Origin of the sequence: Buttiauxella sp. (genome assembly GCF_049686335.1) — a bacterium.
In the GTDB taxonomy this organism is placed as follows: Bacteria; Pseudomonadota; Gammaproteobacteria; order Enterobacterales; family Enterobacteriaceae; genus Buttiauxella.
In genome coordinates this window covers 131,664-153,277 of record NZ_JBAVHX010000021.1, presented here as the reverse complement: position 1 = coordinate 153,277, position 21,614 = coordinate 131,664, and the positions used below count along the sequence as shown (strand labels likewise).

Here is a 21,614-nt window from a genome sequence, read left to right as displayed (position 1 = left end):
AGGCAAAAGCCTCGGTTTTTGTTTGTCACGCGAGTATTACAAGAACAGGCCTGCAATAGAAGCAGACAAAATGCTCACAAGCGTAGCGCCGTAAACCAGTTTCAGGCCGAAGCGAGAAACCACGTTACCTTGCTCTTCGTTCAGGCCTTTAATCGCACCAGCGATAATCCCGATAGAAGAGAAGTTGGCAAACGACACCAGGAACACAGACAGGATACCTTCCGCTCGTGGGGAAAGCGTACCCGCCAGTTTTTGCAGATCCAGCATCGCAACGAATTCGTTCGATACCAGTTTGGTTGCCATGATACTGCCCACTTGCAAGGCTTCATGAGACGGAACACCCATAATCCAGGCAATCGGATAGAAGATGTAACCCAGAATGCCCTGGAAGGAGATACCGAAGATGGCTGCAAACAGTGCGTTCAGTGCGGCGATCAGGGCGATAAAGCCAATCAGCATCGCTGCAACGATAATCGCAACTTTAAAACCTGCCAGAATATATTCACCGAGCATTTCGAAGAAGCTTTGCCCTTCGTGAAGGTTAGACATCTGGATATTTTCTTCGCTCTCATCAACGCGGTATGGGTTGATAAGAGACAGTACGATAAAGGTACTGAACATGTTCAACACCAGCGCGGCAACCACATATTTTGGCTCGAGCATGGTCATGTAAGCACCGACAATCGACATGGACACAGTAGACATGGCCGTAGCGGACATGGTGTACATGCGGTTGCGCGACATCTTGCCGAGAATATCCTTATAAGCGATAAAGTTTTCTGACTGTCCCAAAATCAGCGAGCTTACGGCGTTAAAGGATTCCAGTTTACCCATACCATTCACTTTAGACAGAAGGGTACCGATAAAGCGGATAACGATCGGCAGAACACGGATGTGCTGCAAAATACCAATCAGAGCAGAGATAAAGACGATTGGGCAGAGAACTTTCAGGAAGAAGAAGGCGAGTCCTTCGTCATTCATCTTACCGAATACAAAGTTTGTCCCTTCATTAGCGAATGACAGGAGTTTCTCAAACATTTCTGAGAAACCTCTTACAAAGCCCAGACCCACTTCTGAGTTCAGGAAGAACCAGGCGAGCAAGAGTTCAATCACTAAGAGTTGAACGATAAAGCGAATACGGATCTGCTTACGATTGCTACTCAGCAACAACGCGAGTAACGCAACCACGGCAAGCGCTAAAACAAAATGCAGAACGCGGGACATATTTGCTCCAAATATTATGAGGCAGGTTTAATTTCGTTGCACATTCTATGAAACAAGCAATAAGAAAACGAGAGCAATCGCACACTATAGTGATGACATGTGACGAAACTCAAAATTAGTGATCAACCATACATTTCTGCTATGTTAAGTAAAGAAGGTAAAAGTTGCGTCAATGCACATATCTGAATGATAGTTGTTGTCGCAAATGTAGTTTGTGTACGGGCGTCAATATCCCTCATCGTTTCCAGCTATCAAAGAAATCAGTTTATCTCTTTTAAATGAATTTGATAATCATTCTCACTTTTGCTAGCTTGAAACATAGCAAAGGCTATATCTCAGAGGCAGATGATGACAAACAGTCGCGTCGAAAATAGTGGTACTCGCACAGCGCGAAGGTTACGCCTGGCGTTAATGGGTCCGGCATTTATCGCTGCCATCGGTTATATCGATCCTGGCAACTTCGCAACCAACATCCAGGCAGGCGCAAGCTTTGGCTATAAATTGCTATGGGTGGTGGTCTGGGCGAACTTCATGGCGATGCTGATTCAAATCCTGTCGGCCAAACTTGGCATCGCGACCGGTAAAAACCTTGCCGAACAGATTCGTGACCATTATCCGCGCCCGGTCGTCTGGCTTTACTGGATACAAGCCGAAATCATTGCCATGGCTACCGACCTCGCCGAGTTCATTGGGGCGGCGATTGGTTTCAAACTGATACTTGGCGTTTCTTTATTACAGGGCGCGGTGCTAACGGGGATCGCGACCTTCCTGATTTTGATGCTGCAACGCCGTGGCCAGAAACCCCTTGAGAAAGTGATTGGCGGATTGCTGCTGTTTGTCGCAGCAGCCTATATCGTCGAGCTGATCTTCTCCCGGCCGAATCTGGTGGAGCTGGGGAAAGGGATGTTGATTCCTGACTTGCCAACCAGCGAAGCGGTATTCCTGGCCGCTGGCGTGCTCGGTGCAACCATTATGCCGCACGTTATCTATCTGCACTCATCGCTGACCCAGCATATGCATGATGGAAATCGGGCTGAACGGTATTCCGCGACGAAATGGGACGTGGCGATTGCGATGACTATTGCCGGGTTCGTAAACCTCGCGATGATGGCAACCGCCGCCGCCGCGTTTCACTTTACAGGCCACACTGGGGTTGCCGACCTCGACGAAGCATACCTGACGCTGCAACCCTTACTCAGCCATTCGGCGGCCACTATCTTTGGTTTAAGCCTCGTGGCGGCGGGATTGTCGTCCACAGTGGTGGGGACGTTAGCCGGGCAGGTGGTGATGCAGGGCTTCGTGCGCTTCTATATTCCGTTATGGGTTCGCCGCTCCGTGACCATGGCACCTTCATTTATCGTGATTCTGATGGGGCTTGATCCAACACGGATTCTGGTTATGAGCCAGGTATTGCTCAGCTTCGGGATAGCGCTGGCACTGGTTCCGCTACTGATTTTCACCAGCAATGACAAACTGATGGGCGAGCTCGTCAATACACGTCTGGTTAAAATGACCGGGTGGGTGATTGTCGCCATCGTGGTGGCACTGAATTTGTGGCTGTTGATTGGCACAGTTCTGGGGCTGTAGTTTTTTTACAGCCCGGAGCCTTCAACCGTCACCGTCTTACGGGAAATGGGGTCGATGTACTCCAGTTTGATATTTTGCAACGACGAGCCTTTGATATCTGCCGCGCTAATATCCAGTTTTTCATTGGCATACAGGTTTTTATTGATATTGGTCCACTGGCAATGATTGTTATCGCTACAGTCACCGACACGCGTGATAACAGCGTGAATATTGCCCTCGTTGTAAACGGTCTGTGCTGAAGAGTCTATTTTGAGTTTTACCTGCGGGTGCTCTGGCGGCACATTGACCACCACCCCCCAACTCATTTCAATGCCGACCGCGGTGCTGACATCATCATCGCCCGCCGGTACGGTGAGATCCGGTGTTGAGCCAGGCACAGAATTCAGCCACACCCGGTAAGAAACTTCCTGTGGCAGCGGTTTGATATTCACAATACGCAACGGCTGAATGGCTCCTGCGGGGAGGGCAAAGCGCGCCGGCGTCACCACCAGGCTGTCGATACTTCCCATCTTCACTTTCACTTCTGTTTCTTGCGGCGTGGCGGGATGCTCAACACGCCGGACTTCCGCCACCATATAGCGAGTTTCCGTGCTTTTGGAGATCACCTGCACCACGCCGCTGCCTTGCTGATTCAGCATTACGCGCATCGGGAACACCGTCACGTTTGCCTGTGCCGGAATGAGGCTGTTCAGGCAAAGCAGTAACAAGGTGCTCAGGGTTACATTTGTTGTCTTCATTGACCTAATCCTCACATCTGAGTCGTCAAAAAGAGCTTCAGACTGCCGGTATAATTCCCAGCTTGCTTACTGGAAATAGCAAACTCAGGAGTGGTAAAGCGTAGCCGGGAAGGGACACAAACGACTGGTTGTGGGATCCCCGGTAGATATACCGCTCTCAGTGGTACCTGCTGAATATTACGGATGACGTAATCCTGCATATTGGCCATCGTGCTGTACGCTTGCGTTGTGGGGTCGAGGATTTCAAGACGGTAGTCAATGCGATGACTGTTGTTCGACTGACCGCTGTTATAAACAGAAAACATTTCTGGCTCACGGTCCGCAAGACCGAAGGTCTGGTCCTTTGCATTGAGCGTAAATGTACTACTGTTGGCGTTATAACCATCATAAAGGCACATATCCAGCGTCGCCGTTCCGCTCAGCATAGTCTGGTTGCCGGTTGTGCCAGGCAGCGGGCGCAGGTTTAAATCCACATGAGGGGTGGCGGTGCCAAATGCGGGCAGGTAGATTTGCTGATTGTTATTGTCTGAGACGTTCAGGGTGATATGTGCGTTCCAGTTAGCCAGGAATTTAGAAGGATCCCATTGCCTTAAATTGACTTTTAATTCAGCCTGCCAGACTCCACCGACCGGGAACTTACTTAACTCATTTTGGGAGATATAAAATGTCGCTTTTGTTTCGTTTGGATTATCACCGAAATAGGCGGCGGAATAAACGTGTAATGGACCATAGCCGCCAATTTTATGGGAGCCTGTGACGTTAATCGTCGTGGTTAACCCACTTCTTTTTCTTTAAATGTTAACGGGATAGATGTTTCTCCCCAACTGGACCATACCCCGTTCGTGTTGCATTGCCCGTTTTGCGGATTTGTGGATGAAAGGCAAACCCAAATATTTCGGCCCCATAAAGGTGGATTTTCGGTGTCGTAGCCTCCTGATTCATCTTTCCAGATACTCACCTGGGATGGGACGGCGCTTTTATCGAACTCGGCGTTAATGGTGGTATCCCGTCCAGCAGGTGCCACGCTGTCTGCCTTCACCTTCGGACAGACCAAAAGCAACAGCAGGCTCATTGCCAGGCAGATAAAGAAAGTACGAACAAAGTTCTGCATATTAATCTCGTGTAGTAGACAGAGCCAGGTCTTGTGCCGGAGCCTGAATGCGCAATTTTTCGGGAAGCTGCGCAGGGGTAATTGGCGTGCAGTGCGTTTCCCCCACGAAGCGCACGACATCGCGCTTCGACTCCAGCTTCACCGGGCACTGATACAGCCCGCTCTCACTCTGTAGATAAAGATCTTTGGGCTGAGAAGTCAGTTCAGCGCTAAAGCCGCCATCCTCTGAGGAAATAAATGAACGGCTGTTCAGCAAGTGAGCTCCGGTCATCGGTTTACCGCTATCGGAAAGTAGCGTGCCAATATAAGTGTAGTGAGATTCCATTTTAACCTCGCGAACTTTCATTTTTCCGGGCAGCAGGAACACGGACTGGTTGCCTGCACCACTGGTGATGCTGGCCATACTGCTGCGTCCGGCGTCACTGTTTTCAATCACTGAGACGTTTCCTGGTTCAAAACCGGACACAGGGAAGAGCGCTTTGCTTCCCTGGCTCATAGCGGCTGAACCCCCGCCATCAACGGCGACATTGACCAGGGCATTATTATCGGCATCGTTGTCTTCACCCTGTTTCACTTCCACCGCCACGGCCGCACCCGGTGCACTTGTACCTGAAGGCCCCCAGAAGAAGCCCGAGCGTGACGCCGCCATCGATGAACTATAGCTGCCACTTAATGCAGCCTGATGGGTCTGTTGGGTACGATCATAGCTGTCAGACAGCGTCACTGAAGCATCGCCATACTGCCCGTTAAGACGGCCGTGAACATCGGCATTCATATTGGTACTGTTGTTTCCGCCGACGCTAACGCCGAGCTGACGATCGTTGTTGGCTCCCCACTCCCAGTCCTGGCTGGCGCTGTAGTTAAAATCAGCGGAACCTTGTTGACTGCCTTCATAATCCGTACTCACGGAAGTATGGCTGGAACGTCCATTTTCATTGGCCGGGGTGCTCCGTGTGAGCGTAAACCCGGCGTAAATACCGTTATCATTATTGCCTGCGTCATCACCGGTACGGCGATAGCCACCCAGACGGGTGCTAAGGTTTAAGCCGCTCCAGCTAAACGTGCGGTTGAGCGTCAGTTGTACGGTACGGGAGGACGAATTGGCCTGGGTCGCGTTCGCCATATTGTCTTCAAACGATCGTGAGGAGTCATAATTATCGTTGGTCAGGCTGGTGTTGGTATTTTTTGTATAGCCCAGCGAAACAGACCATTTCTTAATCGGTACCGCCAGGGTTGCATTCAGTGTTTCATAGCAGCCAATATCGGCATAATCAGTGCGACTCCCGTCGGTCTGGCATTCATTACCGTAAGCCGCATTATGGTAAACGCTGAGTGAAAAACCGTCGTTATAGCTCAGTTGCTCGGCATCACCATGCGTTCCGTCACTGCCGGTCAGCATGTTGGCCTGAACATCCAACACACCATCTAATAGTTTGTTATCAAAACCGTGCGTCCATTCAACACCCCCTTCTTCAAAGTGCTGATCGTCGATTTTGGCAACGCCCGCAGTCAGAGTGGTTGAACTGCCAAGCGGCAGCCTGAAACCTGCCTGCATCGCCGTGGCTGACTGCATTGTCTGATGAGTGTCAGAAGACGGGATATCATCGGCGACCCTTCCGCCCTGAACAAACCATTGCATATGCCCGTCACCGATCCCGCCTGTTTTGGTAAACGGCTGAACTTCGGTGCGAACCAAATTGTTATCTTCATAAATTTTGAGCGTGATGCCATAGCTGCCCGACGGGAAATTGCCAGTATCCAGCGTATTAGAGCCACTGTTCAGGTAAAAGGTGCCCAGCAGTTGATTACCACGGTAGGCGTCTACGCGTGATTTTCGCGACAGCAGGACCACTATCGGTGAGCCTTTGCTGGCCTCTTCTTTGTTGAGATAGCTCAATGAGCTCCCGGCACGAATACCGTCAATGGCACCGAGCGGCAGCATAGAAAAACTAATATTCCCACCTAGATTGCTGGAGAGATCTCGCGAGTCCATGCGTCCGGCCTGTACATAGTGGCGCTGGCCTAAACTCTGGCGGTAATAGAGATCGTCAATATTGACGCTTTGCTCACTGGTGTCATCTTCACGGTAAGCATTCAGCGACCAGTCAAAGCCGACATACCCGTTGGTTAGCACGCCCAGCGCACCCGCGCCCTGTAAAGAGAGGCTGCTGTAATCTTGTTGCGCGATAATATTCAGGTTTTGCTGGTGGATAAACGCATTTTCGCTCTGGCGTGTAGGGGTATAATACAGGGCGTGTTTATCGCCTTCGGGCAATAGTTTTTTATCCACGAACACGCTGATTTTTGAATCATTCTCGTCGTAAATAATCGCCAGTTTATCGGTGTCAATATAGCCGCAACCCGCCGCATTATTGTTACTGCTACAGGCCAGATTCCCGTTACGGGGTAGGGGGTGAGAAATTTCTTCGACCAGTTGTTGATATTGCTGGCTCTCTTTTTTAATGGGTAAATTCAGTGCGTTTAAAACGTCCATAGGTTTCAAAAACTGGACGGTATCAAGCGTGACTTTTACTTCAAATAATCCGGCTGACTGGCCGAGTAAATTAACATCGATCCACAGATTTTGCCCGTTCACCAGCTCTTCAAAACCGGCAGGTACGGTAGAATCGGCAAACGCCATCGTGCCAAAAAGGGCGAGATGAATGCCCAGACAGCATGCGAATGCTTTCCATAAATTCATATCGGACACCTTTTTAGAAAAAAAACCTGCCACCCTGCTGATGCAGGGCGCAGGTTTCGTCGGGAGTAATTAAGCGAAAACTTATTCAGTGTCCTGCGCGAGGATCAATGAAACCATGCCGGTGTAGTTACCAGAGTTCAGTGGTGATGTAGTAGCGGGTAAAATTTCCAGTGGCAGGGTAACAGACCCCTGATTCACTTCACCGGTAGGGAACAGTTCTGAAGCCGCTAAAGTAACTGGAGCGGGAGTAATGGCTTGTGATCCCAGTTTCACTGCCAATGTTTGTGAACCGGTACCGGTGGTATTGGTCAGAACAGGTGTGGATGCGAGGCTGGCTTTAATATCTTTGCCTGCATCGTTTGACCAAATCTTGGTATCCAGCGTCGTCGGAGACAGGCCTACGCCCGGGGTATACTGCATATCCACACTAGTGGGTAACGGCTGGCCGTCTGACAATGTCATATCCAGAGTTGAATCCACGGTGGCATTAACCGTAATATCTTTCTCAACAGCAAAAGCATTCACAGCAACACCAAAAGCGATAGCAGCAATAACAGATTTCGTAACAGCGTTCATAATTAATATCCTATAGATAAAGTTTACTTGCACGATCAATATGCGGGAGGGTTTAAAACGAATGTGATAAATAAAATTACCGGTGGTTTTTTATTTAGGACACTATGAATTCCTTTTCTGCCGAACTCTTATCTACCCAGTTACGGTATTCCACTTTAATAACTCCGTGCGATCCCGTTGGGATAGAAGAAGGTAAGGTGAAAGATTGTTGTGGATAGATTTTTTTAGTGATCGGTGTCCATTTACATCCGGCATCATTATTTTGATCCGGACATAATCCTATGCGGGATAATTCAATATGGATGGTCCCGGTATTATTGATACGCCTTTGCTGCGCATCAAATGTGAAGTTTATTTCTGGTTTCAGAGGTGGCACGAAGACCAGTGCACCCCAGCTAATATTCACCCCCACTTTGTTATTCACACTGGTGGTGTCGGGTGCCTGTTCGTTATCCAGACTGGAAATCGGGCTGAAATAGACGCGGTAGACTTGCTCCATTACCGGTGTCTGCATATTAACGAGTCGCGTGATTCGTGTTGTGCCGGCGGCTAATGCAAATTTTTCCGGGGTAATAACCAAATTTTTGCTATCCCCCTGAGCGACATCTATCTCTTTCTCTTGTTTTGTTCCAGGATTATCAATTTTCTTAATGGTTGCTTTGATATATTCAGTTTGTTTAGAACTCGATATTGTTTTAATTTGCCCGCTGCCTTGTGGGTTCATTTTTACCGACATTGGGTAAACGGTGATACTGGCAAATGCGGAACAGGCAAATAAAGTGCTGCTAACAGCAAGGATAATATGCTTAGCAATAATTTTTTTTCTCATGCGGGTCATCGAATAATTCTCTTTAATAGATTTAAGTCATTCCTTGCCAGCCAGATAAATAATGTTGTCCGTTTCAATGAGAAGAATCATACATATGATAATCGGATATGAATAGGTGGTAATCATAACCATGGCAGATGTATTAGACTGTTTTTTGCTGTGTTTAACGCATAATTAACAATTGAATTATTTTCTGAATGAATGAATTATAAGGTTTTTTATTCATGAATAATGCTGATGTATATTAATTGTTAATTGATATTTTATATAATAAGAATGCCTTAATAATATATTCCATATATTTGCATCGCAGTTAATAAAGCCAATACATAACCCGGTAGTCCCTGTTTTTAAGTAAAAAAAACCGCCTGCTGATGCCAGCAGACGGCTTTATGAAATCTCAAATCTGACCTTCAATTAATGACGGTGACCACCGCCGTGACCATGACCGCCGCGACCCGGGCCGCGATGATCGTCACGATCGTTCCAGCCCGCACGGTAGCCTTTTTCAAAGCTGCTACGGCCACGGTCTTTATACCAGCCACGGTGATAGCCGTTGTCATGACGGCGCCAGCGGTTTTCGCGCCATTCATAGTGATTATGCCAGTAATCGCGGTCGCGCCAACCGCCACCATCCCAGTAATTACCGCGGTAATCCTGATCGCCAATTTGAAGCTTCACAGACGGCAGCAGGGTGATTTCGCCCGCATTCGCCACTAGTGGCGCAGCGGCCAGTAATGCAATTGCAAGAATCAGTGACCTGAACATACTCTCTCCTAATACACGGTAACCGCCAGGCGGCTTGTTAGTGCAATATTAAGATGTGGTAAAGAAGTGTTTCTTCGGCACAACTCCTAAATCTCAGGAAAGAGCACTTTTTGCTAATTTTGTTCATTAACAGAACAGGTCAGTGTTAGCGGTTACACTAAGATTTCTTCGATCTCTGCAAGCTCGGCGGCGCTGAAATGACGATTCGCTAACATGCCGACGGCATCATCAATCTGGGCTGTCTTACTTGCGCCAATCAATACTGATGTAACCCGATCACCACGCAGTACCCATGCCAGTGCCATCTGGGAAAGCTTCTGCCCACGACGTTGCGCTATTGCATTCAATTTACGCACTTTTTCCAGCTTTTCTGCGGTGAGTTGGTCAGCATTAAGGAATTTGCTACCGCTGGCTGCGCGGGAATCAGCAGGGATACCGTCGAGATAACGGTCAGTCAACTGGCCGCCCGCCAGCGGTGAAAACGCGATACTACCAACGCCTTTTTCTTGCAGCACGTCCAGTAAACCGCCTTCAACCCAACGCTCAAACATGGAATAACGCGGCTGGTGGATAAGGCATGGCGTACCCAAATCATTCAGAATATCAATGGCTTTAGCCGCCAGTTCTGCCGGATAATTTGAAATGCCGACATATAACGCTTTGCCCTGGCGCACAACGGTATCTAGCGCACGCATGGTTTCTTCAAGCGGGGTTTCCGGGTCTGGACGGTGATGATAAAAGATATCGACATACTCAAGCCCCATGCGTTTCAGGCTCTGATCAAGGCTTGAAATCAGATACTTACGAGAACCCCAGTCACCGTAAGGCCCATCCCACATGGTGTATCCCGCTTTTGACGAAATAATCAGTTCATCACGATATGGAAGGAAATCTTCACGCAGGATGCGGCCAAAGTTTTCTTCAGCCGAACCTGGAGGCGGCCCGTAGTTATTCGCCAAATCCAGATGGGTAATACCGCAATCAAAAGCACGGTGTAATAACTGGCGACTGTTGGCCAGAAGCGTGGCGTCACCAAAGTTATGCCACAGACCCAGCGAAATCGCCGGGAGTTTTAAACCGCTGCGTCCACAACGACGATATTCCATTGATTCATAACGTGCAGAATTTGCCTGATAGACCATGTTGGTTCCTTCGTCAGTAAAAATACCCAAGTTAGTGTATACGTTTTCACAAAGTATCTGGCTATCAGACTACACCCCAGTTAAGTGTAAATCCCTCTTTCCACTACCTTAATCTCGCGCTTCCTCGACAGCGATCACATATGCCCAATACTCACACTAAGCCCTCTGAGAAGGAATGCGTCATGACTTACCGTGTAGCGGACTATATTCTGGACCGATTCACTGAAGCCGGGATCAACCATCTATTTGGTGTCCCAGGTGACTACAACTTACAGTTTCTTGATAGCGTGATTGAAAACCCGACGCTCGCCTGGGTCGGATGTGCTAACGAACTCAACGCCGCTTACGCCGCCGATGGCTATGCACGGTGTAACGGTGCGGCCGCACTGCTAACCACCTTTGGCGTTGGCGAGTTAAGCGCGATTAATGGCATCGCCGGAAGTTATGCCGAATATCTACCGGTTATTCATATCGTGGGGGCTCCGTGTCTTGGGGCGCAACGGCGCGGTGAACTGCTCCATCACACACTGGGCGACGGGGATTTTGGCCATTTCGCAAGAATGGCGCAGGAGGTGACGGTGGCTCAGGCTTCGCTCACCGCAGAAAATGCCTGTTATGAAATCGACCGCGTGTTACAGCAGGCGCTCACTCAGCGCCGACCGGGCTATTTACTCCTCCCCAGCGATGTCTCTCAGGCTCCCGCTACTCGTCCGACTCAACCTCTTTTCGCCGCTCCATTAGCTTGCGCCCCGGTATTACTGGCTGAATTCCGCGCCTGTGCTCAGGAGCGTTTGGCGGAAAGCCGCAGCGTTGCGTTACTGGCTGATTTTCTGGCGCTGCGTTTTGGGCAACAAAAAGCGCTGCAACAATGGATGGATGACACGCCGATGCCTCATGCCACATTGTTGATGGGTAAAGGCTTATTCGATGAAGGCCAGCAGGGATTTGTCGGCACGTACAGCGCCTCCGCCAGTGATGAAATGGTGAAACAGGCGATTGAACAAGCCGGGCTGGTTATTTGCGTCGGGGTTAAATTTACCGACACGCTGACCGCTGGATTTACTCAGCATTTCACCTTACAACAGACAATCGACATCCAGCCTAATGCCACGCGCATTGGCGATCGCTGGTTTAGCGGGATTGCGATGGCGCAAGCGGTTGAGGTACTGCATCAACTGTGTAAACACCAGGTTTCCGGTTGGCCTGTTCCGCAACAAAAACCACCGGCGTTGCCTGCCGCGACCAGTGGAAAACTGGACCAGCATGCGTTCTGGCATTCGATACAAAACTTCCTGCAAGCCGGTGACATCGTTCTTGCCGACCAGGGAACCGCCGCATTTGGTGCCGCAACCCTGACCTTACCGGCGGGGGTGACGTTTATCGCCCAGCCGCTGTGGGGCTCCATTGGTTTTACGCTACCCGCCGCGTTTGGTGCGCAAACCGCCTGTCCAAACCGACGTGTGGTGTTGCTGGTCGGGGATGGTTCGGCACAACTCACCATTCAGGAAATCGGTTCGATGATGCGTGACCAGCAGCGTCCGGTGATTTTCTTGCTCAATAACGACGGTTACACCGTTGAGCGGGCGATTCATGGTGCGGAGCAGCGCTATAACGACATTGCAGCGTGGAACTGGACGCAAATCCCGCAGGCGATGAATGTTCACAATCCGGCGCAGTGCTGGCGGGTGACAGAAACGGTGCAGCTGGAAGAGGTGATGCAGAAGGTGGCAAAAGCAGAACGACTGTCGCTTGTGGAAGTCGTTCTGCCGAAACAGGATATCCCTGAATTGTTGCAGGCCATCACGGCATCGCTGGCTAAACGCAATGCCGGTTAGGTGGTGAATTAATGGTGGATGACGCTGCGCTTATCCCCCCTACAACACCCATCCGACAAAACTACAACACCCACTCCGTAGGTCGGATAAGCGCAGCGTCATCCGACAAAACTGGCAATGTAAGATTAAACTTTAGGTTTATCTGCCATCATCACCGGTTTACCAGCCAGCAGCAGCCATGCGGGTAACATCACGATACAGAGCAATGGCAGCAATTTGAGATCCGGCACCACCGCCATCGCCATAAACAGGCTGAGCCAGCCGTCACGGGTAACAACCAACACCAGGCCAAGGATGGCGCAAGACAGCGTAATTGCCGCCGGAACCGCTTCGACATGCTGATGAAGCATCATCCCCAACGCCACACCGACAAACACCACCGGGAATATCCGTCCGCCACGGAAGCCACAGGCGGAGGCAATCACCAGTGCGGCCAGTTTGACTATCGCAAACATCAGTAACGTCGCCACGGAATAATGCTGTGCGACCGCCAGTTGACGCATTTCATCCAGCCCTTTGAACAGCGTGACTTCACCGCCAATCAGCCCTAATACGCCTAACAGAAAACCGCCCGTGCCAAGAATCAACACCGGATGCTTGAGTTGATGAATCATGCGATGCGCACGCGGCAGGCACCAGACGGCAACCATCCCCAGGGCAATGGCGATCGTCGCCACCACGGCACCACTAAACACATCTACCAGACGGAATTGCGAATATTCTAACGTGGGAAATGAGAAATCAGGCTGGAAGAACAAATCGGTAGTCATCGCTCCGGCCGCTGCGGCCATCAGTGGGGCGAAAAGCTTGTCCCACAAAGGTACATCGTTGCTGCCGTTCAGCATTTGCGAAAACACCAGCGCCGCTGCGACCGGCGTTCCAAATAGCGCGCCGATGGTGCCAGCTGCGGCGAGGATCGTCCAGTCGAGTGCCGCGACCTTAGGCAATAAGCGTGCACCAATCGCCACTGCCAGCGCAATATTCACCGACATAATAGGATGTTCCGGCCCAAGGCTGACTCCGCCCGCAAGACCCAGCACCAGAGCAACAATCAATCCGGGCAGCACCGTCACCGGCACAGGGGAGCCAATCAATGGTTCGGTCGCCGGATCGGGGCCGGCATGTCCTGGCATATAACGCACCACCAGCCCTACCGCGATACCAGTGAAGGTCAGCATCAAAAGAATCCACATCGGAGAATTCATATTGAGATCGAAATGTGCGGGGAGGGTGATCCAAAGATATTTCTGCAAAACGGCGGCGACTTTCATCACCACAATCAATAACAGACTGGAACACACCCCAATAACTAACGCTGGGATTGAAAGAACCAACATGGTCCTGGCTCGCGGATGGAGCATAAATTTTCCTTACTCTAAATTTTTGTAGCGCAAATCGCCGCGGCAAACAGTCTGCCTGAATTGTTTTAAGCGTCTGTGCAATAAGGGCTGAAACGCTCAAGCTAATCTGTGACGAACATCTATAATCCCAAGGCACTTATCATCTGGTCGTTGTTGTTTAGGCTAGCTAATTTTACAGTGATGCCAGATCTTATTTTGACTTTAGCGGAGCAGTGAAAGAATGACAAAATTTGCTTTGGTGGGAGATGTCGGCGGCACCAATGCGCGTCTGGCACTGTGCAACGTAGAAAATGGTGACATCACCCAGGCAAAAACCTATTCAGGCCTCGATTTCCCGAGCCTGGAAGCGGTCGTGGTGCATTATCTTAAAGAGCACAATGTCAACGTGACTGATGGTTGTATCGCCATTGCATGCCCGATTACCGGTGACTGGGTGGCGATGACCAACCACACCTGGGCCTTCTCCACCGCCGAAATGAAAAAGAATCTCGGCTTTGACCATCTGGAAATCATCAACGACTTTACCGCCGTTTCGATGGCGATTCCGATGATCAAAGAAGAACATCTGATTAAGTTTGGCGGCGGCGAGCCGGTTGAAGGCAAACCGGTTGCGGTTTACGGTGCTGGCACCGGCCTTGGAGTGGCGCACCTGGTTCACGTGGATAAACGTTGGGTCAGTCTGCCGGGTGAAGGCGGACACGTGGATTTTGCCCCCAACAGCGAAGAAGAGGGGATTATCCTCGAAGAGCTGCGTACGGAAATCGGCCACGTTTCTGCAGAGCGCGTGCTCTCAGGCCCAGGTTTAGTGAATTTGTATCGCGCGATTGTTAAATCAGACGGGCGTGAGCCAGAAAACTACAAGCCGAAAGACATAACCGAAAAGGCTGTGGAAGACACTTGCACCGATTGTCGTCGTGCATTGTCACTGTTCTGCGTCATCCTCGGACGTTTTGGTGGCAACCTCGCGTTGAACCTCGGAACGTTTGGCGGTGTGTATATTGCGGGCGGCATCGTGCCACGTTTCCTTGAGTTCTTTAAATCCTCCGGTTTCCGCGGCGGCTTTGAAGATAAAGGGCGCTTTAAAGAGTACGTGCACAATATTCCGGTGTACCTGATTGTTCATGACCAACCCGGTTTGCTGGGCGCGGGGGCGCATTTGCGTCAAACATTGGGGCAGGTTCTGTAAAATACCCTTCCTACTTCGAGCAGCATCGCACCCTGGCCGCCGCGATGCTGCTCGAATTATTTTGGGTCTCGACGGGTGCTACAGGCGCATCAACGCCCGAAACTCTTTCACTTTGCTGCGACTCACCGGCACCTGAAAATCCAAATCCCGCAGACGCAAAATATAAGTATTGTTAAACCACGGCTCTATCTCGCGGATTTTACTCAGGTTAACGCAATACGAGCGATGGCAACGGAAAAAATGGCTTTCCGGCAGGCGGTTGCAAAACTCAGTGATATTCATCGACATCACATACGCTTCACGCCGGGTATAAACAAAAGTCATCTTCTCATGCGCTTCGGCGTAATAAATATCGTTAATGTCCGTAACGATAATCCGCTCATCCTTAACCAGATTGATGGTCAACGCTTCACGCCCGACGGTATTGGCCGCTGCGGGGCCGTGTTGTTGCTGGTACGCCGCTTCCAGTTTTTGCAGCATCCCAATAATGCGTGACTCTTGATACGGCTTCAGAATGTAGTCGAACGCTTCTAGCTCAAACGCTTCTACCGCATGCTCTTTCCATGCGGTGATAAATACAATAAACGGCTTATGAGCAAACTTGCTGATGTTTTGCGCCAGTAAAACACCGTCTAACGAAGGAATGTTGATATCAAGAAAAATGGCATCAACTTCATGATGTTGCAGATAACGCAGCACATCCATACCGTCGTCAAAGGTGCCAACCACTTCCATCTGGCTGTGCTCTTTGATAAGCCAGTTAAGCTCCTGCTGTGCCAGGACTTCATCTTCCACGATGAGAACTTTCATGCATTTCCTCCTTGTTGCGACAGTAATGGTGGAACGGAACTGGCTGCGTGAGGCACGTAAAACGCAATCTCAGTGCCTGGCTCAAGGCGACGGATAATCAAACCTTCTCCGTAAAGTAACTTTACCCGGTGATGCACATTCAGCAGGCCAATTTTATTGCCTGGCATTTCGTTAGCTTCCACACGTTCAATGACCTGCGGATCAATACCATTGCCAGTGTCCCTCACGGCAATACGCACGCGGTTACCGCTCTCTTCAACGCTGATGGTGACCACGCCTTTGCCTTTACATGGCTGGATCCCGTGAACAATCGCATTCTCCACCAGCGGCTGAATCAGCAGACTGGGGATCAGGCAATTCACTTCTTCATCAATGTTATAAATCACCGTCAGTTTGTCGCCAAAACGCGCCTGCTCAATGGCGATGTAATCCTTAATCTGATACAGCTCTTTTCTGATATCTATCTGCTCATCGTCTTTCAATTCAATGTTATAGCGAAGATAGCGGGACAAGTTATAAATCAGCTGGCGAGCGGTATCGGGATTCATTCGAATAGAGGAAGAAATCGCATTCAGCGCATTGAACAGAAAATGCGGGTTTATCTTGCTTTGTAAGGCGCGTAACTCGGCTTTATTGGCCATCTCACGCAACTGTTCCGCACGGGAAACTTCCAGTTGGGTCGAGATAATTTGCGACAGCCCGACGGCCATTTCCTGCAACGTCGAGGTTATCTGGTGAGCGTGACGGTAATAGATTTTCAGCGTGCCGGTGACGACACCTTTTTCCCACAGCGGGATAATAATCAGCGAGTGAATTTCCGGGGTGCGATAGGCTTCATCATTATTTCTGATGATTATCTTCCCTTCACGCAGCGAAAGCTGGGTTCGGGGGCTAATCCCCACATCGTTCTGCTTATAGTTATTTTCCCCAACGCCCACATAAGCCAGCACTTTATCGATATCGGTAATCGCCACCGCATCGGCGTTAATATCATTGCGAATAATGTCGCAAACCTGGCGCAGTGATTCGCTGTTCACATTACGGAACAGCGGCAGGGTTTTGTTGGCGATATCCAGCGCCAGTTTAGCCTGACGTGCAGCGCTCGCCTCTTTTTCACCTTCCACGCTGCGAACCAGCACAACGATCAGACCGAGTGAAACCGTACCGAGGATCATCGGGATACCGATTTTCGACACGATATCTATGCCCATCTCAACGGAAGGAGCCCACAGCACCACCAGAATCATGGTCATGGTTTCACACAACATGGCGCCAAAAATCCCGACACGCCAGTGCTGCTCTTTGGGGACTTTGCGGTTTATGAGGCCGGAGATAATCCCCGCGACGATACTGGTTATCAGGCAAGGAACGGCGGTAATGCCATCAATATCAATTAAATAGCGGTGAAGCCCGGCAATAACCCCGGTAATGATCCCCACCCATGGGCCAAACAAAATACCGCCTGCCATCACGGCGATAATGCGCACATTCACCAGCGAGCCTTCAACATGCACGCCAGACCAGGTGCTGAATAAAGCAAACATCGAGAAAATAGCGGTGACCGCTAATAGCTCTTTGGGCGTATGGGCGTTTTTATGCAGTAGTTCGCGGAACAGACGGATGCGGATCAAGAAGAACAGGCAAATAAGCATTAGCGCCGCCCGATCAAATACCGCCAGCAGCATGTCAAAAATTTCGTGCACGGGTGACTCGTGTGACAAAGAATGGAAGGGTAATGATAAGGAAATATCTGAGTGGTTACCAGAAACGTGGTTTTTGGGCTTAGGTCGCCCTCATCCCTGCCTTCTCCCCCAGGAGAAGGAGAAAACCGCACAATCCCCTCTCCCTGGGGAGAGGGAGAAAACCGCACAATCCCTTCTCCCTGGGGAGAAGGAGAAAACCGCACAATCCCTTGTCCCTGGGGAGAAGGAGAAAACCGCATAATCCCCTTTTCCTGGGGAGAAGGAGAAAACCGTACAATCCCTTCTCCCTGGGGAGAAGGAGACAACCGCACAATCCCCTCTCCCTGGGGAGAAGGAGAAAACCGTACAATCCCTTCTCCCTGAGGAGAAGGAGAAAACCGCACAATCCCCTCTCCCTGGGGAGAGGGTCAGGGTGAGGGGGGTTACTTCCCGCCCAACTGTTCGCGACCCGCCGGAGTTAAATCGTCCGGTGTTGCGCGCCCTGAGAAATCGGTCTCGAAATCATCGGCAGCAAAATCAGGCGGTGATTTCCCTTCAACAAAGGATGACCACTGGCGCTCAAGATAGGCGGCGTTTTTCTCACACCATGGTGCAGCGGCGATATACATCACGTTGCTGTCGAACTCACCCTGATGTTCATTTTCAACCGCATGAATCACGTCGCAGTGCCAGAAAACGGTATCGCCAGCTTCCATATTCGGAATTGAGGAAATCCCAGTTAATAAAAGGGGATGCCACTGTTCGTTAATGGAAAGTGCCCGCCCAGGTTTTGCTTCGCACAGCGACTCTTCCGGCACGTCGTCCTGTAAGGCACGCAGTAAAATATAGGCCATCGCGTTTGCCACCGGCAGCAAGGTCAACGTGCCGCCATGCTTACGCTGAGGGCTAAGCGCCGTCCAGCCCTGGAAAGTGCGGAACATGGAGCAAACTGCCGGGGACGGGAATTCTCGTACTTCTGTACGACCTTCCGCGGCAAACGGGTTGTACTGTTGCCACTCACCGGAAAACACATGACGGTAAACATGGCGGAAATTCTCATCCAGCCAGCGTTCCACTGAGCCACCATCCACATGCGGAGACAGGCCTAAAGAGTTAGAACGAGGCGGGCGGCGACGAGTCCGGTCGGCATAACTCACCACGCGATCCGGGTCGAAATGCTGCTTACCGTTGCTCTCGGTTTCCCATAAATTATTCAGGAAAACCTGCACCGCTTTCATGCGTGCATGTTGGCGAGCCTCAACCTGCGGCTTCGACCAGTAAATTCCATAAATTTGCGGCTTACTTGCGGCAAGTGTGCCGAAGTAGTTATCTTCTGCCGCGTTCTTCAGTTTTTCGACGAAGTTATTACGCTCCAGATAATTCCCGACTTCTTCATTCCACGCTTCAGCCTGATTCTGCGGGAACACCCCTTTGACGGTGCAGCAACCGCGCTGGCGGATCAGCGCCTTTTGTTGCTCGCTGACACGATGATTCACAATGTCATCGGCGTTTATTTGTGGCACCGGGTTTTCACCACGATCCATTTCAGCGCGAATCTCTGCAATCTGGCGCTGCATGTCGCCTTCGAGTTGTTCGAATACGGCTTTGTAGTCCGGTAATTCCTGGCGAAGTTTTTGTTTTATCTCACGGATAGCACGCGGTAAGTCGTCAATTTGTAGGGTCATGGTAGGGCTCCACGTCATCTAAAGTTATCCGTCATCCTTCGAGCCGCAGGGGTGTTGGTTGCAACTCGAATGCTAACGGATATGTGTATTAATGTTGCGACATGGTTAATATAGTACGGGTGCGTCAAATAAAACAGGGATTAGCTTCAAATGAAACACCCCCTTTTATAACGCCGTAAAAATATTTCGCTATCCCTCTCGACAGATCAATTTTATTCGGGCTATTTTCTAAGCAAGCCACATCATGTGGCAGCGTCGCTCGGACGGTCCGGGCGCTCACGTTAATCTGAGGAATTTATGGCTGACTCCAGTCCAAAACGTCGTTTTTCGCGTATCGATCGTCTCCCGCCGTATGTGTTTAATATCACCGCTGAACTGAAAATGGCGGCCCGTCGCCGTGGCGAAGATATTATCGATTTCAGTATGGGCAACCCTGATGGCCCGACTCCACCGCACATCGTCGAAAAACTCTGCACGGTCGCCCAGCGCGAAGACACGCACGGTTACTCCACCTCGCGCGGTATTCCGCGTTTACGTCGCGCTATTTCTCGATGGTACAAAGACCGCTACGACGTTGAAATTGACCCGGAAAGCGAAGCGATTGTTACCATTGGCTCGAAAGAGGGCCTGGCGCACCTGATGCTGGCAACACTTGATCACGGCGACACGGTGCTGGTGCCAAATCCAAGTTATCCGATTCATATTTACGGTGCGGTGATTGCCGGGGCGCAAGTGCGTTCAGTGCCGCTGGTGGAAGGGGTGGATTTCTTTGCCGAGCTGGAACGTGCGATTCGCGAAAGCTATCCAAAACCGAAAATGATGATCCTCGGCTTCCCATCGAACCCTACAGCGCAGTGCGTAGAACTGGAATTTTTCGAGCGCGTGGTGGCACTGGCCAAACGTTACGATGTGCTGGTGGTGCATGATTTGGCCTACGCCGATATCGTTTATGACGGCTGGAAAGCCCCGTCCATAATGGAAGTCCCGGGCGCGCGTGATGTCGCCGTTGAATTCTTTACCCTGTCCAAAAGTTACAACATGGCGGGATGGCGTATCGGGTTTATGGTGGGCAACAAAGAGTTAGTAAGCGCGCTGGCGAGAATCAAAAGCTACCACGACTACGGCACCTTTACACCGCTGCAAGTCGCGGCAATTGCGGCACTCGAGGGTGATCAACAGTGTGTTCGTGATATTGCTGAACAGTATAAACGCCGCCGTGATGTGTTAGTCAAAGGCTTGCATGAAGCGGGCTGGATGGTGGAATGCCCGAAAGCGTCGATGTATGTGTGGGCGAAAATCCCTGAGCAATACGCGGCTATGGGGTCACTGGAGTTCGCCAAGAAACTGCTTCAGGATGCGAAAGTCTGTGTTTCGCCAGGTGTGGGCTTCGGTGATTATGGCGATACCCATATGCGCTTTGCCTTAATTGAAAACCGTGACCGTATTCGCCAGGCGGTTCGGGGTATTAAAGCGATGTTCCGCGCTGACGGTTTATTACCGGGTAATCAGAAAACCTCTTCCGATAGCGGTGAATAAAACGAAAACAGGAGCCAAATGGCTCCTGTTTCATAATTCTGTTTACTCGACCATCATGAAAAACGTACCGACCCAGACCAACAAAATGAACGACAACCCCATCATGAAATATTTCACGTTACATTGCTCCGCGCGTTCGTCCGCGCAATTTGCTAAATAGTTGCCGAAACGGTGATTCAGCGGCGCTAATGTACTCTTCCTGCACGGCGGAATACAAGAGGCGGAAAAAGGTAGTCACAATCATTTTTCAAACTTTACAATTCCAGGCTCAGTTAAAGAATAAACCGTTTGAATTGAAAAGAATTTTTGTATGGACGACGTGTCTGTTGCGAAGATGAAAAGGGGTTGTGGTTCGGGACGTTTATTGCGTAAAAACAGGCCCGGACGAGCCTGTTAACGTGGAGATTATTTGGTGGCGTTGGTGGCGTTTTCCATCGCCTGCTTCATCGCGGCGTTATTGATTGAGTTCTGACGATTCTGCTCGGCAAGATAACAAGTATCTTTGCTTATTCCTTGTGCCTGGCATTCTGCCTGACGCTGTGCCGCAGTACTGCAACCCGCCAGTGTGACAACCATACCCGCTACCATCATTAACATTATTTTTTTCATTGCTGTTTAACCTAAAATGTTGAAGAAATCGCCGAAGCGAAACGCCGTTTCTGGCGCGGGCATAATCCATTATTTTTGATGTGGGTAAATTAGGAAAATGCTTAATCATTGATGCGGTAAATGTATTAATTTCAGCAAATCGCTCGCTAAACGGCTGGAGAATGGCCAGTGCAGAGATGCGGCAAGGGGCGAATACACGATTTCGGATTTATTACTCCCTTTTTCAGGGGGCGTT

20 protein-coding genes are annotated in these 21,614 nt (G+C 50.3%); 5 read left to right on the top strand and 15 right to left on the bottom strand.

Annotated features, from left to right (window positions below):
* Positions 1 to 36: 36 nt before the first annotated feature.
* Entirely contained in the window at positions 37 to 1,224 is a 1,188-nt protein-coding gene (locus tag WBL83_RS14580) for a NupC/NupG family nucleoside CNT transporter (RefSeq protein WP_424589823.1), read from the bottom strand.
* A 278-nt stretch (positions 1,225 to 1,502) separates the two neighbouring features.
* Between WBL83_RS14580 and WBL83_RS14575 the strand changes: the two genes are divergently transcribed.
* Positions 1,503 to 1,598, top strand: a complete 96-nt coding sequence (locus tag WBL83_RS14575; protein WP_424589822.1) for a hypothetical protein — start codon at positions 1,503 to 1,505, stop codon at positions 1,596 to 1,598.
* The gene (locus WBL83_RS14570; protein ID WP_424589821.1) at positions 1,573 to 2,811 is read left to right on the top strand and encodes an Nramp family divalent metal transporter; all 1,239 of its coding nucleotides are present in this window, start codon (positions 1,573 to 1,575) and stop codon (positions 2,809 to 2,811) included. Before WBL83_RS14575 ends, WBL83_RS14570 begins: the two co-directional genes overlap by 26 nt.
* A 5-nt stretch (positions 2,812 to 2,816) precedes the next feature.
* Here WBL83_RS14570 and WBL83_RS14565 read toward each other — a convergent pair whose 3' ends face one another.
* The 8 genes from WBL83_RS14565 to mgrA all read right to left on the bottom strand — a co-directional run bounded on the left by WBL83_RS14565 (position 2,817) and on the right by mgrA (position 10,675).
* Entirely contained in the window at positions 2,817 to 3,548 is a 732-nt protein-coding gene (locus WBL83_RS14565) for a fimbria/pilus periplasmic chaperone (protein WP_424589820.1), read from the bottom strand.
* 11 nt (positions 3,549 to 3,559) lie between these two features.
* The gene (locus WBL83_RS14560) at positions 3,560 to 4,288 is read right to left on the bottom strand and encodes a CfaE/CblD family pilus tip adhesin (protein ID WP_424589831.1); all 729 of its coding nucleotides are present in this window, start codon (positions 4,286 to 4,288) and stop codon (positions 3,560 to 3,562) included.
* 32 nt (positions 4,289 to 4,320) lie between these two features.
* On the bottom strand, positions 4,321 to 4,659 hold the full coding sequence (locus WBL83_RS14555; RefSeq protein WP_424589819.1) for a hypothetical protein: 339 nt from the start codon (positions 4,657 to 4,659) through the stop codon (positions 4,321 to 4,323).
* A 1-nt stretch (position 4,660) separates the two neighbouring features.
* Positions 4,661 to 7,360, bottom strand: coding sequence for a TcfC E-set like domain-containing protein (locus tag WBL83_RS14550; protein WP_424589818.1), 2,700 nt, complete (start codon positions 7,358 to 7,360; stop codon positions 4,661 to 4,663).
* Between the two features lie 81 nt (positions 7,361 to 7,441).
* Positions 7,442 to 7,936 carry a CS1 type fimbrial major subunit gene (locus WBL83_RS14545; RefSeq protein WP_424589817.1) on the bottom strand — a complete coding sequence of 165 codons (495 nt, stop codon included), beginning with the start codon at positions 7,934 to 7,936 and terminating at the stop codon, positions 7,442 to 7,444.
* Between the two features lie 94 nt (positions 7,937 to 8,030).
* Positions 8,031 to 8,774, bottom strand: coding sequence for a pilus assembly protein PapD (locus tag WBL83_RS14540; protein WP_424589816.1), 744 nt, complete (start codon positions 8,772 to 8,774; stop codon positions 8,031 to 8,033).
* 408 nt (positions 8,775 to 9,182) lie between these two features.
* Positions 9,183 to 9,533: a DUF2502 domain-containing protein gene (locus WBL83_RS14535; RefSeq protein ID WP_424589815.1), complete on the bottom strand. Its 351-nt coding sequence runs from the start codon at positions 9,531 to 9,533 to the stop codon at positions 9,183 to 9,185.
* Between the two features lie 152 nt (positions 9,534 to 9,685).
* Positions 9,686 to 10,675 carry an L-glyceraldehyde 3-phosphate reductase gene (gene mgrA, locus WBL83_RS14530; RefSeq protein WP_424589814.1) on the bottom strand — a complete coding sequence of 330 codons (990 nt, stop codon included), beginning with the start codon at positions 10,673 to 10,675 and terminating at the stop codon, positions 9,686 to 9,688.
* 182 nt (positions 10,676 to 10,857) lie between these two features.
* Here mgrA and WBL83_RS14525 point away from each other — a divergent pair, with 182 nt between their 5' ends.
* Positions 10,858 to 12,510 carry an alpha-keto acid decarboxylase family protein gene (locus WBL83_RS14525; RefSeq protein ID WP_424589813.1) on the top strand — a complete coding sequence of 551 codons (1,653 nt, stop codon included), beginning with the start codon at positions 10,858 to 10,860 and terminating at the stop codon, positions 12,508 to 12,510.
* A gap of 125 nt (positions 12,511 to 12,635) precedes the next feature.
* Here the strand turns inward: WBL83_RS14525 and WBL83_RS14520 are convergent, their stop codons facing one another.
* Positions 12,636 to 13,871, bottom strand: coding sequence for an ion channel protein (locus WBL83_RS14520; protein ID WP_424589812.1), 1,236 nt, complete (start codon positions 13,869 to 13,871; stop codon positions 12,636 to 12,638).
* Positions 13,872 to 14,091: 220 nt separating this feature from the next.
* Between WBL83_RS14520 and glk the strand changes: the two genes are divergently transcribed.
* Positions 14,092 to 15,057, top strand: a complete 966-nt coding sequence (gene glk / locus WBL83_RS14515) for a glucokinase (RefSeq protein ID WP_424589811.1) — start codon at positions 14,092 to 14,094, stop codon at positions 15,055 to 15,057.
* 78 nt (positions 15,058 to 15,135) lie between these two features.
* Here the strand turns inward: glk and WBL83_RS14510 are convergent, their stop codons facing one another.
* The 3 genes from WBL83_RS14510 to WBL83_RS14500 all read right to left on the bottom strand — a co-directional run bounded on the left by WBL83_RS14510 (position 15,136) and on the right by WBL83_RS14500 (position 19,234).
* Positions 15,136 to 15,867, bottom strand: a complete 732-nt coding sequence (locus WBL83_RS14510; RefSeq protein ID WP_424589810.1) for a LytR/AlgR family response regulator transcription factor — start codon at positions 15,865 to 15,867, stop codon at positions 15,136 to 15,138.
* Positions 15,864 to 17,570 (bottom strand): LytS/YhcK type 5TM receptor domain-containing protein, encoded by a 1,707-nt coding sequence (locus WBL83_RS14505; protein WP_424589809.1) that lies wholly within the window; start codon positions 17,568 to 17,570, stop codon positions 15,864 to 15,866. Before WBL83_RS14505 ends, WBL83_RS14510 begins: the two co-directional genes overlap by 4 nt.
* A 422-nt stretch (positions 17,571 to 17,992) precedes the next feature.
* A complete protein-coding gene (locus tag WBL83_RS14500; protein WP_424589808.1) occupies positions 17,993 to 19,234 on the bottom strand; it encodes a DUF1479 domain-containing protein in 1,242 nt (413 codons plus the stop codon).
* 297 nt (positions 19,235 to 19,531) lie between these two features.
* On the opposite strand from WBL83_RS14500, the gene alaC reads away from it, so the two are divergent.
* Positions 19,532 to 20,770: an alanine transaminase gene (gene alaC, locus WBL83_RS14495; protein WP_424589807.1), complete on the top strand. Its 1,239-nt coding sequence runs from the start codon at positions 19,532 to 19,534 to the stop codon at positions 20,768 to 20,770.
* Positions 20,771 to 20,812: 42 nt separating this feature from the next.
* Here the strand turns inward: alaC and ypdK are convergent, their stop codons facing one another.
* Together ypdK and WBL83_RS14485 are read right to left on the bottom strand one after the other, a co-directional pair.
* A complete protein-coding gene (gene ypdK, locus WBL83_RS14490; protein ID WP_124024336.1) occupies positions 20,813 to 20,887 on the bottom strand; it encodes a membrane protein YpdK in 75 nt (24 codons plus the stop codon).
* Positions 20,888 to 21,175: 288 nt separating this feature from the next.
* Positions 21,176 to 21,379 (bottom strand): hypothetical protein, encoded by a 204-nt coding sequence (locus tag WBL83_RS14485; RefSeq protein ID WP_424589806.1) that lies wholly within the window; start codon positions 21,377 to 21,379, stop codon positions 21,176 to 21,178.
* Positions 21,380 to 21,614: the final 235 nt, after the last annotated feature.

Excerpts from the sequence above, each read along its gene's own strand:
- WBL83_RS14570 (WP_424589821.1), top strand. The coding sequence starts at position 1,573 with ATGACAAACAGTCGCGTCGAAAATAGTGGTACTCGCACAGCGCGAAGG.
- glk (WP_424589811.1), top strand. The coding sequence starts at position 14,092 with ATGACAAAATTTGCTTTGGTGGGAGATGTCGGCGGCACCAATGCGCGT.
- WBL83_RS14555 (WP_424589819.1), bottom strand. The coding sequence starts at position 4,659 with ATGCAGAACTTTGTTCGTACTTTCTTTATCTGCCTGGCAATGAGCCTG.
- WBL83_RS14520 (WP_424589812.1), bottom strand. The coding sequence starts at position 13,871 with ATGCTCCATCCGCGAGCCAGGACCATGTTGGTTCTTTCAATCCCAGCG.
- WBL83_RS14535 (WP_424589815.1), bottom strand. The coding sequence starts at position 9,533 with ATGTTCAGGTCACTGATTCTTGCAATTGCATTACTGGCCGCTGCGCCA.
- WBL83_RS14510 (WP_424589810.1), bottom strand. The coding sequence starts at position 15,867 with ATGAAAGTTCTCATCGTGGAAGATGAAGTCCTGGCACAGCAGGAGCTT.
- WBL83_RS14550 (WP_424589818.1), bottom strand. The coding sequence starts at position 7,360 with ATGAATTTATGGAAAGCATTCGCATGCTGTCTGGGCATTCATCTCGCC.
- WBL83_RS14565 (WP_424589820.1), bottom strand. The coding sequence starts at position 3,548 with ATGAAGACAACAAATGTAACCCTGAGCACCTTGTTACTGCTTTGCCTG.
- WBL83_RS14580 (WP_424589823.1), bottom strand. The coding sequence starts at position 1,224 with ATGTCCCGCGTTCTGCATTTTGTTTTAGCGCTTGCCGTGGTTGCGTTA.
- WBL83_RS14545 (WP_424589817.1), bottom strand. The coding sequence starts at position 7,936 with ATGAACGCTGTTACGAAATCTGTTATTGCTGCTATCGCTTTTGGTGTT.
- WBL83_RS14575 (WP_424589822.1), top strand. The coding sequence starts at position 1,503 with ATGAATTTGATAATCATTCTCACTTTTGCTAGCTTGAAACATAGCAAA.
- WBL83_RS14485 (WP_424589806.1), bottom strand. The coding sequence starts at position 21,379 with ATGAAAAAAATAATGTTAATGATGGTAGCGGGTATGGTTGTCACACTG.
- WBL83_RS14525 (WP_424589813.1), top strand. The coding sequence starts at position 10,858 with ATGACTTACCGTGTAGCGGACTATATTCTGGACCGATTCACTGAAGCC.
- alaC (WP_424589807.1), top strand. The coding sequence starts at position 19,532 with ATGGCTGACTCCAGTCCAAAACGTCGTTTTTCGCGTATCGATCGTCTC.
- mgrA (WP_424589814.1), bottom strand. The coding sequence starts at position 10,675 with ATGGTCTATCAGGCAAATTCTGCACGTTATGAATCAATGGAATATCGT.
- WBL83_RS14500 (WP_424589808.1), bottom strand. The coding sequence starts at position 19,234 with ATGACCCTACAAATTGACGACTTACCGCGTGCTATCCGTGAGATAAAA.
- WBL83_RS14540 (WP_424589816.1), bottom strand. The coding sequence starts at position 8,774 with ATGACCCGCATGAGAAAAAAAATTATTGCTAAGCATATTATCCTTGCT.